Annotated in this window: 14 protein-coding genes; 3 read left to right on the top strand and 11 right to left on the bottom strand. The window is 73.0% G+C overall.

Annotation, left to right across the window (positions count from 1 at the left end):
* Positions 1-27: 27 nt before the first annotated feature.
* Positions 28-255: a glutaredoxin family protein gene (locus tag BLA60_RS28145; protein WP_075136037.1), complete on the bottom strand. Its 228-nt coding sequence runs from the start codon at positions 253-255 to the stop codon at positions 28-30.
* Positions 256-1,773: an AMP-binding protein gene (locus BLA60_RS28140; RefSeq protein ID WP_075136036.1), complete on the bottom strand. Its 1,518-nt coding sequence runs from the start codon at positions 1,771-1,773 to the stop codon at positions 256-258.
* Between the two features lie 190 nt (positions 1,774-1,963).
* Here BLA60_RS28140 and BLA60_RS28135 point away from each other — a divergent pair, with 190 nt between their 5' ends.
* The 3 genes from BLA60_RS28135 (at position 1,964) to BLA60_RS28125 (ending at position 4,997) form a co-directional block, all read left to right on the top strand.
* On the top strand, positions 1,964-2,587 hold the full coding sequence (locus BLA60_RS28135; RefSeq protein ID WP_154814672.1) for a sigma-70 family RNA polymerase sigma factor: 624 nt from the start codon (positions 1,964-1,966) through the stop codon (positions 2,585-2,587).
* 98 nt (positions 2,588-2,685) lie between these two features.
* Positions 2,686-3,960 carry a DUF5667 domain-containing protein gene (locus BLA60_RS28130; protein ID WP_075136034.1) on the top strand — a complete coding sequence of 425 codons (1,275 nt, stop codon included), beginning with the start codon at positions 2,686-2,688 and terminating at the stop codon, positions 3,958-3,960.
* Positions 3,961-4,085: 125 nt separating this feature from the next.
* Positions 4,086-4,997 (top strand): HAD family hydrolase, encoded by a 912-nt coding sequence (locus BLA60_RS28125; RefSeq protein ID WP_075136202.1) that lies wholly within the window; start codon positions 4,086-4,088, stop codon positions 4,995-4,997.
* Between the two features lie 24 nt (positions 4,998-5,021).
* Here the strand turns inward: BLA60_RS28125 and BLA60_RS28120 are convergent, their stop codons facing one another.
* From BLA60_RS28120 to BLA60_RS45760, 9 genes are all read right to left on the bottom strand, one after another.
* Positions 5,022-5,966 carry a lysophospholipid acyltransferase family protein gene (locus BLA60_RS28120; protein WP_075136033.1) on the bottom strand — a complete coding sequence of 315 codons (945 nt, stop codon included), beginning with the start codon at positions 5,964-5,966 and terminating at the stop codon, positions 5,022-5,024.
* Positions 5,938-6,846 (bottom strand): NAD-dependent epimerase/dehydratase family protein, encoded by a 909-nt coding sequence (locus BLA60_RS28115; protein ID WP_075136032.1) that lies wholly within the window; start codon positions 6,844-6,846, stop codon positions 5,938-5,940. The genes BLA60_RS28120 and BLA60_RS28115 overlap by 29 nt, the downstream gene beginning before the upstream one ends.
* Before the next feature lie 175 nt (positions 6,847-7,021).
* Entirely contained in the window at positions 7,022-7,123 is a 102-nt protein-coding gene (locus tag BLA60_RS28110; RefSeq protein ID WP_018684825.1) for a 30S ribosomal protein bS22, read from the bottom strand.
* 155 nt (positions 7,124-7,278) lie between these two features.
* Positions 7,279-7,500, bottom strand: a complete 222-nt coding sequence (locus BLA60_RS28105; RefSeq protein WP_075136201.1) for a helix-turn-helix domain-containing protein — start codon at positions 7,498-7,500, stop codon at positions 7,279-7,281.
* A gap of 129 nt (positions 7,501-7,629) precedes the next feature.
* Positions 7,630-8,466, bottom strand: a complete 837-nt coding sequence (proC, locus tag BLA60_RS28100) for a pyrroline-5-carboxylate reductase (RefSeq protein WP_075136031.1) — start codon at positions 8,464-8,466, stop codon at positions 7,630-7,632.
* Positions 8,467-8,515: 49 nt separating this feature from the next.
* Positions 8,516-9,361: a thioesterase family protein gene (locus tag BLA60_RS28095; protein ID WP_075136030.1), complete on the bottom strand. Its 846-nt coding sequence runs from the start codon at positions 9,359-9,361 to the stop codon at positions 8,516-8,518.
* 57 nt (positions 9,362-9,418) lie between these two features.
* Complete coding sequence (locus tag BLA60_RS28090) at positions 9,419-10,345, bottom strand: proline dehydrogenase family protein (protein ID WP_075136029.1); 927 nt, start codon at positions 10,343-10,345, stop codon at positions 9,419-9,421.
* 103 nt (positions 10,346-10,448) lie between these two features.
* Positions 10,449-11,240, bottom strand: coding sequence for a sugar phosphate isomerase/epimerase family protein (locus tag BLA60_RS28085; RefSeq protein WP_075136028.1), 792 nt, complete (start codon positions 11,238-11,240; stop codon positions 10,449-10,451).
* Between the two features lie 22 nt (positions 11,241-11,262).
* On the bottom strand, positions 11,263-12,093 hold an 831-nt coding region (locus tag BLA60_RS45760; protein WP_425427098.1), incomplete at its 5' end, for an NfeD family protein.

Raw genomic sequence — 12,093 nt, 5'->3', positions numbered from 1 at the left:
GGCAACCCCAACGAGGTTACGGAGTTCTTAGGTGAGGGCCGCCCGCAGGCGGTCCTCCTCGACGCGCCAGTAGCCGTGCTCGGTGCCGTCGACCAGGATCACCGGGACGAAGTCGCCGTACTCGGCACGCAGGTCCGGGTCGGCGTCGACGTCGACGGTGGTCCACTCGACACCCAGGTCGGCGCAGATGCGCGCCACGTCGGCCTCGGCCACCTCGCACAGGTGGCAGCCCTGCCGCGACACCACGGTCACCATCTACGCGACGTTACCCCGCAGGCTCGCCCGCCGGACCTTGCCGGTCACGCCGTGGGGCAGCGCGTCGACGAACTCGACCGTGCGCGGGACCTTGAACCGGGCCAGCCGCCGCGCGCAGTGCTCGCGGACCGCGTCCTCGGTCAGCTCGGCGCCCTCGGCCGGCACGATCACCGCCCGCACCCGCTCGCCGGTCCGGTCGTCGGCCATGCCGACGGCCGCGCACTCGGCCACCCCGGCCAGCTCCGCGATCACCCGCTCGACCTCGTTGGGGTAGACGTTGAAGCCGTTGACGATGATCAGGTCGTTGGCCCGGTCGACCAGCCGCAGGTCGCCGTCGGCGTCGAGGTAGCCGACGTCGCCGGTGCGGAACCAGCCGTCCTCGTCGGGGCCGTGCGCGCCGTCGGGCCAGTAGCCGCTGAACAGGTTCGGGCCCCTGGCCGCCACCCGCCCGGTCTCCGGCTCGTGGTCGTCGAACCAGATCTGCTCGTCGGCGTCCGGGACCTCGCCGACCGGCCGGCCGTCGGAGTCGACCAGCGCCAGCTCCACGCCGGGCAGCGGGCGGCCCACCGAGCCGGGCTTGGCGACCCCGCCGACCAGCGTGGAGGTCAGCACCGGGCCGGTCTCGGTCAGGCCGTAGCCCTCGTAGACCGGCAGACCGGTCGCGTCCGTGATCGCGGCGAGCACCGGCGGCGGCAGCGGCGCGGCGCCCGAGGTCAGCAGGCGCACCGAGGCCATGGCCTGCGCCAGCCGCGCGGCGGGGGCGGTGGCCAGCGCCTGGTACATCGCCGGCACGCCGACCAGCGCGGTGACCCGGTGCTCGGCGCAGGCGGCCAGCGCGCGCTCGACACCGAAGGACTCCAGCAGCACCGCGCTCGCCCCGGCCGCCGCGACCTGCAACAACCCAGGGCCAAGGCCGTAGGCGTGGAACAGCGGGACCGCCAGCAGCACCCGGTCCGACGCGGTCACCGGCGACGGGTCCAGCGACGCGCACTGCTCGACGTTGGCCAGCAGCGCGCGGTGGGACAGCATCACGCCGCGCGGCAGCCCGGCGGTACCGGAGGTGTAGCAGAGCAGCGCGATGTCCTCGCCGCCGCGCCGGCCGTCCCGGTCCAGGTCGACCTCGGGCGCGGGGGCGTCCAGGTCGGGCCGGGGCAGCGCGGCGACGCCACCGGTGGACTCCAGGCCGGTCAGGTAGGCGGCGCCGCTGTCGGCCAGGACCCTGGCCAGCTCGGGCTCCGGTGACTGGGCGCTGACCGGCACGGCGATCCCGCCGGCCCGCAGCACCCCGAACAGCGCCACCGCGAACTCCGCGCTGGTGGGCAGCGCGATGGCGACCCGGTCGCCGGGCACGATGCCCCGCTGCCAGAGAATGGCCGCGAAGGCCGAGGCGGCCTCGTCGACCCGCTGCCAGGTGAGCGTGCGCCCGGACGCCAGGTCGACGAGGGCGGGTTCGTCAGGAACCCTGGTCGCGGCCCGCGTGACCAGATCGGCGACGCTGCCGGTCCGTGAGTCGACCATGGGACCCCTCCACCCTCGACTGACCCCATCCCGTAACTTCCCCGCAGTGTGGCACGACTCACCCGCGTCATGGTTGACCACCTGACAAGTCTCGACCACGAACCGTACCTACTACTAAGTAGCCGCACGTATGCTGCTCAAGGCTCCGGTCGGCGGTGCGGCTGACCGGGAACCGACGAGGGAGACATCCATGCCGTCCGTGCGCCCAGTTCCACGGGACGCGGCCGGGGCGGTCCCCGACCAGAAACCGGACATTCCACGCCAGGAGCCCGGTGGTTCCTGGGACCTGGTGCACGCCGCCCAGGGCGGCGACAAGTCCGCGTTCGCCGCGCTCTACGACCGCTACGTCGACGTCGTGTTCCGGTACGTGCTGTTCCGGGTCGGCGACCGGGAGCTGGCCGAGGACGTCACCAGCGAGACGTTCCTGCGCGCGCTGCGGCGGATCACCTCCATCAGCTACCAGGGCCGCGACGTCGGCGCCTGGTTCGTCACGATCGCCCGTAACCTGGTGCTCGACCACGTGAAGTCGAGCCGGTTCCGGCTGGAGGTCGCCACCGCCGAGGTCGACGACTCCCAGCGGGTCGAGGTCGGGCCCGAGCAGCAGGTGCTCTCCACGCTCACCCGCGCGACGCTGCTGGAATGCGTCAGCAAGCTCGGCGACGACCAGCGTGAGTGCATCGTGTTGCGTTTCCTGCAAGGACTGTCGGTGGCCGAGACGGCGCGGATCATGGCCCGCAACGAGGGCGCGGTGAAGGCACTGCAGCACCGGGCCGTGCGCCGCCTGGCCCAACTGTTGCCAACGGAGTTGCGGTGACCCGGAAATCCAGACGTAGAGCCGTAACCAGGGTCCGCCCGGCTCGTTCACAACACGAGATCCTGGATTCGGTTCCAGGAGCAGGACCGGAGCACGATGTGGACACGGGCGGCGAGCACACCGGGCAGGACCGCGAGGTCATGTCGGTACTCGCGGCACTGGCCCCACTGACCGGACCGACGGCCGGCGAACGCGACCGCATCCGCGAACGCGTCCTCGCCGGCCTGACCGACACCGCCGAGCCGGGGACCACGCACCAGGTCGCCGTGGCGGAGGACACCGAACCGGCCGCGTCGGCGGCCGGCACCACGGTGGTGGCCGACGACGTCACCACCTCCACCGACCGGGTCCGGCCCAGGCGTCACCGGGCCGTGGCCGGACGAGTCGCGCGGGCACGTCGGGGGCCGCGCGGCCGTCGCGACGCGACGCGCGGTGGAGGACGGGACGACCGCCCGGCCAGACCGGTGTCCGGTGCGCGGGCCCGCTTCGCCATCGCCGCCGTCGCGGTGCTCGCGCTCGTCGGGTCGCTGACGGGCATGAGCCTGTTGCTGGCGCGGGACGCGCTGCCGGGCGACGCGCTCTACGGGTTCAAGCGAACCGCGGAGGCCGCGTCGCTCGGCCTCACCTTCGGCGACGAGTCCAAGGCGCTCAAGCACCTGGACTTCGCCAGCGCCAGGGTCAGCGAGATCGAGACCCTCGCCCACCGCTACCCGGAGCCGGCCACCGCGCCGACCGGCTCCTACCTGACCGCGCTCACCGACTTCGACACCGACGCCGCCGCCGGCTCCCGCCAGCTGATCGCCCTGGCCACCCGCGCCGACGGCAGCCAGCTGGAGCTGCTCGGCGCGTGGGCCCGCCAGCACCGCGACCGGCTGAACGGGATCGAGCTGCCGGCGTCGGTCCGCGCCAGCGAGGCGGCCTCGGTGGCGCTGCTCGGCACGATCGCCGGGCGGGCGGACGCGCTGCTCGCGCGGATGGACTGCTACCAGATCACCTCCGGCTCGTTCGACGAGGTGGGCGCGCTGCCGGCGTCGGGGCGCTGCGAAAAGGTGGCCGCCGGTGGACCGCCGCGCGACGTGCCGGCCTCGTCGAACGAGCAGGAGGGCGGGCCGCGCCACGATGACCAGCCGGCCCCGCCGGCCGCGCGATCCACCACGCCGACGACGCCACCGGCCACTGACCTGCCCGAGGACGAGGACCCGCCGCTGCTGCCGCTGCCCGGGGTGGGCAGTGTGCTGCCCGGCACCGGCCGCTCCGAGCAGCCGCCGGCCGACGGTGGCGGGTCGCCGGACATCGAGTTGCCGCTGCCGCTGCCCGGGATCGAGCTGCCGCCGCTGCTGCCGGGACTGCCGGGGATCGTCATCGGTCGCTGAACGGCGTGCCGCTCGGAGGTGAATCGCGGGAAAGACCACGAACACGACGCGTTCATGCGACATCGTTAGGCTGTCGGTGAGTACAAGTGGTCGAAACACCCCAGATCCACCAGGAGGGCGGGCGCGTGTCCCTGTGGCGTGGCCGTGACAAGCAGCCGGAGCTCGAGCAGCTCGCGACGCTTGCCGGTGAGGCCTCGGCCGAGGCCGCGGTCGCGATCGAACGCGCGACGCCCGAGGCGGCCGATGGCCGTCCCCCGGTCGACCTGACCGCGGCCGCGTTCTTCGACGTGGACAACACGATGATGATGGGCGCGTCGATCTTCCACTTCGCCAGGGGAATGGCCGCGCGCAAGTTCTTCACCAGCTCCGACCTGGCCCGCTTCGCGCTCCAGCAGGTGATGTTCCGGGTCGGCGGGCGGGAGACCAGCGACGGCATCCGCAACGCGCGCGAGTCGGGGCTCTCGTTCATCGCCGGCCACTCGGTCACCGAGCTGACCGCGCTGGGCGAGGAGATCTACGACGAGCTGATGGCCGACAAGATCTGGCCCGGCACCCGCGGCCTCGCCCAGATGCACCTCGACGCCGGCCAGCGGGTCTGGCTGGTCACCGCCACCCCGGTCGACCTGGCGACGATCATCGCCCGCCGCCTAGGGCTGACCGGCGCGCTGGGCACCGTGCTGGAGAGCGAGAACGGCGTGTACACCGGCCGGCTGGTCGGCGAGATGCTGCACGGCCCGGCCAAGGCGCACGCCGTGCGGGCCCTGGCCGCCCGCGAGGGCCTGAACCTGCGCCGCTGCACCGCGTACTCGGACTCGGCCAACGACGTGCCGATGCTCTCGGTCGTCGGCACGGCCGTGGCGATCAACCCGGACGGCACGCTGCGCGAGACCGCCCGCAAGCGCGGCTGGGAGATCCGCGACTTCCGCACCGGGCGCAAGGCCGCCAAGATCGGCGTCCCGTCGGTGCTGGGCGCGGGCGCGGTGGCCGGGGCGGTGGCCGCGGGCCTGGCCTACCGGCGCCGCGACCGCCTCGCCTGAGCTCCCGGCTCTATCGGAAGATCACTATCGGAAGATCGAGGTCCGGCCGGCCACCAGGTGGTCGAGGGTCTCCTGGATCGTGTCCCGCACCCCACCCGCGACGTCCATCACCAGTGCCTGGTCGTCGGCGGCGTCCGGCGGGGCAAGGTCGGTGCGCACCGGCTCGCCGAAGTGGATGTGCCACTTGGTCGGCAGCGGGATCGCGCCCAGCGGGCCGAGCAGCGGGAACAGCGGCGTCACCGGGAAGTAGGGCAGGCCGAGCAGTGTGGCCAGCGGCTTGAGGTCGCCGATCTTGGGGTAGATCTCCTCGGCGCCGACGATCGAGCACGGCACGATCGGCACCCCGGCGCGCAGCGCGGTGGTCGCGAAGCCGCCCCGGCCGAAGCGCTGCAACCGGTAGCGGTCGTGGAAGGACTTGCCGATGCCCTTGAAGCCCTCCGGCCACACGCCGACGGTCTCGCCGGCGCGCAGCAGCCGCACCGCGTCCGCGCCGCAGGCCAGGGTCTGGCCGGACTTGCGGGCCAGGTTGCCCACGACCGGGAGGCGGAACACCAGGTCGGCACCGAGCATCCGCAGGTGCCGGCCCTCGGGGTGGTGGTCGTGCACGGCGATCGCGGTCATCAGCGCGTCCCACGGCAGGGTGCCGGAGTGGTTGGCGACGACCAGGGCACCGGTGCCGGCGGGCAGCGTGCCGGTCACGGTGACCCGGAACCAGTTCTCGTAGACCGCGCGCAGCGGCGGCAGCAGCAGGGTGTCGGTCAGCTCGGGGTCGAAGCCGAACTCGTCGACCGGGTAGTCGCCGGTGAGCCGGTGGCGCAGAAACGTGCGCAGGCCCGGCGGGCGGCGGCGCGGGCGCAGCGGGGTCGGCGGGCGGGACGGGCCGGTGGGGCTGACCCTGCGCGTCGCGGTCTCCCGTCGCGGCAGCGGGATGACCTGGGCCTCAGCCACTCGTGATCCCCGTCCTCTCATGCAGGTAGTCGTCGAAGGCGGCGGCGGTCGACCACCCGGGGGTGTAGCCGAACGCGGTCTTGAGCCGGGTCGTGTCGATCACCCGGCCGTAGCTGAGCAGGCGGCTCAGCCCCGGCGACAGCTCGGCACGGGCCAGCCGCGCGGCGGCCGGCACCGCGGCCCTCGGCACCGGCAGCGCCACCCGACCCGCCCGGCGGATCGCCTGCGAGAGCAGCAGTACCCCGTCGCCGCCCGCGTTGAACACGCCGGGCAGGTCGTGGGTGGTGGCCCGGCGCAGCACGGCGACCGCGTCGGCCGGGTGCAGCACCTGGACGCGGGCGTCGAAGCCCAGCGCGGTGGGCACGACCGGCAGGCGCAGGTAGTTGGCGAAGGCGGTGTGCACGCCGGCGCCGAGCAGTTCGGCCAGCCGCACGGTGGTGACCGTGAGGTCGGGGCGGCGGCGGGCGAGGCCGTCGACGTAGCCCTCCAGCTCGACGGCCCGGCCGCGAGCGGACCGGTCGGTCTCGGTGAACACCGCCGGGGAGGTGGGGGACGCGCCGTAGACCTCGGCGGTGGAGCGGAACACCAGCTTGCGCACGTTCTCGGCGCGCTGGCAGGCGGCGAGCAGCCGCATCGTGGCGACCAGGTCGCGGTCACGGTCACCGTGCCCGGCCGGCCGGGGCGCGGCGTGCACGACGGTGTCGACGTCCTCGGTGCGCAGCAGGTCGTGGAGGTCGGTCCCGCCGGTGACCAGCTCCACCCGGTCGGGCAGGGCGGCGCGGGGCCGGCGGGTGTCCACGCCGATGATCCGGGTGATGCCGGGTTCGGCGGTGAGGGTGGCGGCCAGGCGGCCACCGAGTTGACCGGCGACGCCGGTCACGAGAACGACTTCGGGCGCCATGCGACTCCGTTGAATCGATCAGGAAGAGGGAGGTCCGGCTACCACGGTGGCGGACCACCCGCGACTCTACCGGCCGATCGTGATCGAATCGTCGCTGGCAACGAGTAGTTAACGCAGCTCACAGGCCCGCTCGCGGATGTCACTCGAACGGCGGCATCCGCGAACGTGCCGTGAGTTACTTCTTGAGCTTCCTACGCTGCACCCGCGTCTTGCGAAGCAGCTTGCGGTGCTTCTTCTTCGACATGCGCTTGCGGCGCTTCTTGATGACCGAGCCCATGCGGATCCTTCGCTGTAGTCGGTGATCGATCTTGCCTGGGGCGGCAACGACCACTCGACCATCAGGTCACGGACGTGCTCAGGAAACCAGGCACAACGGTCGCCAAGATTACCCGGCGGGTGCGGGCACCTGGCGACCGGCTCTCCGCTGGGCGTCTACCCAGCGTCGAAGTACGCGCTGCGCAGGTACGAGTCGACGGCCTTCTCGGGAACCCGGAAGGACTTGCCGACCCGCACCGCGGGCAGCTCTCCGTTGTGCACCAAGCGGTACACGGTCATCTTCGACACCCGCATGACCGTCGCCACCTCGGCGACGGTCAGGAACTTCACCTGCGCGAGCCCGGGATGTTCGGGGTCGTTCGCATTGTTCGCCGGCATGATCACCAGCCCTTCGACACGCGTCGCGCCGCTCGGCTTCCCCACCGGCGGTATCGACACGCACGTGCTTCACCCGAGGGTAGCGGGACTGGTGTGACAGATGCGACGCCGCGTGCGGTTTTTTCCCGGCTAGCCGGTTTTGTGTGCGTTGCCCAGTTCCTCTGACCGGTCGCGCGCCGCCTCGATCGCCGCCAGCAACGCCGCCCGCACGCCGTGGTTCTCCAGCTCGCGGATCGCCATGATCGTCGTGCCGGCCGGCGAGGTCACCGCCTCGCGCAGGGTCACCGGGTGCTCACCGGTACGCGCCAGCATCGCCGCCGCGCCGACCGCCGACTGGATGATCAGCTTCTCGGCCACAGCGCGCGGCAGACCCAGCAGGATCCCGGCGTCGATCATGGCCTCGACCAGGTAGAAGAAGTACGCGGGCCCGGAGCCGGACAGCGCGGTCACCGCGTCCTGCTGCGACTCCGGCACCCGCACCACCAGCCCGACGGTCCCCAGCACCTGCTCCACGGTCTCCAGGTGCGCGGCCGAGGCGTGCCGGCCAGGGGAGATCGCGCTCATCGCCTCACCGACGACCATCGGCGTGTTCGGCATGACCCGCACGACCGGGACGCCCTCGGGCAGCCGACGCTCGTAGAGCGAGGTCGGCAGCCCGGCGCACAGCGACACCACGAGGGTGTCCCGGCCGACCGCGGGGGCCAGCTCGTCCAGCACCGGGTCGATGTCCTGCGGCTTGACCGCGACGATCAGCACCCCCGCCTCCTTGGCGGCGGTGGCGACGTCCACACCGCGGATGCCGTAACGGGTCGTCAGCTCACCGGAGCGCTCCCGGTGCCGCTCGGTGAACATGAGCTCGTCCGCGCGCCGTCCGCCGGTGAGCAGGCCGGACAGCAGCGCCTCGCCGATCTTGCCGGCACCCAGTACGGCGATGGCCGGCCGGTCGGCGGTGGTGGCGTCAGTCATGCCGCCCAGCCTTCCATGAGGCCCCCCGGCGGGCCCGGCTCAGGCCGGCTCAGGCCTTCGCGGACAACGCCAGCTGGCGGGCCTGGCAGATCAGCCGGCCGGTGGAGTCCACGACGGTGGCGTCGGAGTCGAACCACGCCCCGTGCACCGCCCGGCAGTCCATCTGCACCCGCAGCCACCCCGGTGCCGGCCGCGAGCGCAGCAACGCGGTCAGCTGCACCGTCGGCGACCAGCCGAAGCGGCCGAGGTTGAACGTCACCGGCATCGAGATGTCCCCGGCCAGCAACGCGAACATGGTGTCCACCTGGTCCCCGCGCGGACGCACCCACAGCCGCAGCCGGGGCGGGTCGCCGACGTGGCCGTGCAGGAAGCCGGCCCCGTTGGGGTCCAGCCGCACGTCACAGCCGGCGGTCAGCTTGAACACCGACGCCATCGGCAGCGTGGCCAGGTCGACCGCGTTGCCCGGCGGCTCGGCCGGCTGGTTGGGCAGGTCCGACCACGCCGCCCGCTCCCGGGGCAGCCGGCCGGTGGTCACCACCCCCTCGACGCACGACTGGCCGCGTTGCTCCAGGTACACGGACACGACGGTCGCCTGCCGGCCGGACTTGCGCACGTCGGTACGCAGCAGCACCGGTCCGACCTCGGGGGCACGCAGGTACTGGGCGCTGACCGACAGCGGGTCGGTGCCCGGGACGCCGGCGCCCGCCGTCCCGACCGCCGCTCTGGCCAGCAGCGCGAGCAGGTACCCGCCGTGCGGCTTGCCGCCGACTGTCCACGCGCTTCCGAGGTCCGCGGTGAAGGTTCCGTCTCCGAGCGAGCGGACCCTCGTGGACGCGGTGAACGGGCCGACGGTCGAACCTGGCCCGCCGCGGGCATCGCCCGCAAGACTGCTCATGATTATTAGCCTGCCACGTGAGGTTGAGCTTGATCAGATCGCGTTGGGGCGTACCCGTCAGGAGCGGGATGCCAAGGCGCGCAAGAAGAACGCCGTGTTCGCCGGGCGTTCGGCCAACCGTCGCATGAGGTAGCCGTACCACCGCACCCCGTAGGGCACGTACACCCGCACCGTGTGTCCCAGTTCGGCCAGCCGCCGTTGCTCGTCGGGCCGGATGCCGTACAGCATCTGGAACTCGAAGCTGCCCGGCTTGCGGCCGTGGTGGGCCGCCCTGGCGTCCACGATCGGCACCAGGCGCGGGTCGTGGGTGGCGAACATCGGATAACCGTCGCCGGCGAGCAGCACGTTCAGGCACCGCACGTAGCTCAGGTTGACCTCGTGCTTGTCCTGGTAGGCCACCTCACCGGGCTCGGCGTACGCGCCCTTGCACAGGCGCACCCGCGAGCCCTCCCCGGCCAGCCGGGCACAGTCCTCGACCGTGCGGCGCAGGTAGGCCTGCACCACCGCGCCCACCGTGGGCCAGGTGCCGCGCAGTTCGGCCAGCACCCGCAGGGTCGAGTCGGTGGTGGTGTGGTCCTCCATGTCGAGCGTCACCGTGGTGCCGCTCTCCTGTGCCGCGGCGCAGATCCGCGACACGTTGGTCAGCGCCAGCCGCTCGTCGAGCAGTTGGCCGACCGCGGTCAGCTTCACGCTGACCTCGGCCCGTCCGGCGAGGCCCTCGGCGCGCAGCGCCTCAAGCAGCTCCAGGTAGGCCAACACGGTCTGATCGGCGAGGTCCTCGTCGGTGGTGTCCTCGCCCAGATAGTCGAGCGTCACCGTCAGGCCGCTGTCGACCAGCCTTCGGGTGACTCCGATCGCCTCTGCCGTGCTCTCACCGGCGACGAACCGGCGGACCACGTCACGGCTAACGGGTGCGGCCGCGACGGCACGACGGATCACGTCGTTGCCGGCCGCGGCAAGGATCAAGCTACGCAGCGGGTTCACGGAAGCTCCCATTCCACGCACACGGGGGCCACCCGCCCCATCCGACGGGTGCCTTGTCGCGTGACTCTACGTTGCGCCGGGCGCGGTCGTCCGCCCTCGCCGGCTATTGGTCCGGCTGGTGGTCCGGCTGTTGACCGAGACGCAGCCTGGCGAACAGCAGCGCCTCAGCCAGGTCCTTGACCCGTTCGGCCCGGCCACGCGCCCGCCTGGTGTTGATCTCCACCACGACCTGGGCGGTGCCGGTGCGCGCGACCAGCTCGCAGACCTCCGCGCACGGTTGGCTCCCCCGGCCGGGAACGAGGTGTTCGTCACGTGGCGCGCCGGTGCCGTCGGCGAGGTGCAGGTGGCTGAGGTGGCGGCCCATCCTGGCGGCGAGGGCGAGCGCGTCGGTGCCGGCGGCGGCGGTGTGCGACAGGTCGAGGGTGTAGTTGCGGTGGCCGACGTCGGTGGGGTCGATGGAGGGCTGGAAGGCGGACACGGCGCCGCCGAAGCGCCGCACGGGGAACATGTTCTCCACGGCGATGGCCACCCCGCTGGTCTCCTCCAGGGTGGCGACGAGCTCGGCGAAGCCGTCGGCGTAGCGCTTCTGCCAGCGGAACGGCGGGTGCACGACGACCGTCCGCGCGCCGAGGTCCTGGGCGGCGCCGACCGAGCGGCGCAGCCGTTCCTCCGGTTTGGGCGACCAGACCCGCTGGGTGATCAGCAGGCAGGGCGCGTGCACGGCGAGCACCGGCACGCCGGCCTGCCGGGAGCGGCGGCGCAGCGCGACCGGGTCCTGGCTGATGGCGTCGGCCCAGACCATCACCTCGACGCCGTCGTAGCCGAGGTCGGCGGCCAGGTGGAAGGCGGAGGTGGCGGTCTGCGGCCACACCGACGCGGTCGACAGGCCGACCATGATCCGCCCTGGCACGGCGTGATCAGCGGTTGAGCAGCAGCAGGGCCGCCGGGGAGACCGTGGCGAGCAGGCCGACGAGCACCGCGTAGACCGTGGTCTGCAGGTCCTCGGCCTTGCGGATCTTGCGCACGATGAACACCATGCCGGCGATCACCGCGAGCGCCAGGACCAGCGCGGCCTGCGGGAGCGCGCCCCACAGCCAGTTGAAGCCCAGCCACACGGCCGCGCCGCCGAGCACGCCGACGGCGAGCTGGCCGGCCATGACCAGCCATTCGCGGGCGGCCGACCGGGGCTCGCGGTCGCCGTCGAGGTCGTCGAGCTCCCGGGCGAGTTCCTCGTCGAGGTCGCCGTCGAGGTCCCGGCGCGGGTCCCGGTGTGGCTCGCGGCGCGGGTCGCGGTCGTCGAGGTCGAGGCCGCGTTCGAAGCCGGTGTCGGGGCCGGGGGGGTAGTCACGGTCCAGGTTCCGGTCCAGGTCACCCCGGTCGAAGTCGCCGCCGAAGTTGTTGTCCCGGTAGTCGCCGCCACCGCCGAAGTTGTCGTACCCGGTGTCGCGGTAGTCGCCGTCGCGCTCGAAGTCGGGGTCGAAGTCCGGGTCGAAGTCGCGGTCGACCCGGGGCTGCGGGCCGGACGGGAACTGGTCGTGCGGCGGCACGGGCGGGGTGATCCGGGTGCGGCTGTCCTGGCCGGGGTGGCGCGGGCCGACCGGGTCCATCGACGGGTAGGTCGGGACCCGGGGCAGCTCCTCGGTCATCGGCTCCGGCGGCGGGCCGGGCTTGACCGGAGGCGGCGGAGGCGGCGCCGGGGCCGCGGGGGCCGCGGGGGCCGCGGGGGCGGCGGGCGGCGGCGGGGCGTC

The sequence above is a fragment of the Actinophytocola xinjiangensis genome, assembly GCF_001921215.1.
Lineage (GTDB): Bacteria > Actinomycetota > Actinomycetes > Mycobacteriales > Pseudonocardiaceae > Actinophytocola > Actinophytocola xinjiangensis.
Note: the sequence above shows the minus strand (reverse complement) of the source record. Positions and strands in the feature narration are given on the sequence as shown.

What these genes read in the sequence shown, in the direction of transcription:
- BLA60_RS28145 (WP_075136037.1), bottom strand. Translation starts at nt 255, where the DNA reads ATGGTGACCGTGGTGTCGCGGCAGGGCTGCCACCTGTGCGAGGTGGCC.
- BLA60_RS28140 (WP_075136036.1), bottom strand. Translation starts at nt 1,773, where the DNA reads ATGGTCGACTCACGGACCGGCAGCGTCGCCGATCTGGTCACGCGGGCC.
- BLA60_RS28135 (WP_154814672.1), top strand. Translation starts at nt 1,964, where the DNA reads ATGCCGTCCGTGCGCCCAGTTCCACGGGACGCGGCCGGGGCGGTCCCC.
- BLA60_RS28120 (WP_075136033.1), bottom strand. Translation starts at nt 5,966, where the DNA reads ATGAGAGGACGGGGATCACGAGTGGCTGAGGCCCAGGTCATCCCGCTG.
- BLA60_RS28115 (WP_075136032.1), bottom strand. Translation starts at nt 6,846, where the DNA reads ATGGCGCCCGAAGTCGTTCTCGTGACCGGCGTCGCCGGTCAACTCGGT.
- BLA60_RS28110 (WP_018684825.1), bottom strand. Translation starts at nt 7,123, where the DNA reads ATGGGCTCGGTCATCAAGAAGCGCCGCAAGCGCATGTCGAAGAAGAAG.
- BLA60_RS28105 (WP_075136201.1), bottom strand. Translation starts at nt 7,500, where the DNA reads ATGCCGGCGAACAATGCGAACGACCCCGAACATCCCGGGCTCGCGCAG.
- proC (WP_075136031.1), bottom strand. Translation starts at nt 8,466, where the DNA reads ATGACTGACGCCACCACCGCCGACCGGCCGGCCATCGCCGTACTGGGT.
- BLA60_RS28095 (WP_075136030.1), bottom strand. Translation starts at nt 9,361, where the DNA reads ATGAGCAGTCTTGCGGGCGATGCCCGCGGCGGGCCAGGTTCGACCGTC.
- BLA60_RS28085 (WP_075136028.1), bottom strand. Translation starts at nt 11,240, where the DNA reads ATGGTCGGCCTGTCGACCGCGTCGGTGTGGCCGCAGACCGCCACCTCC.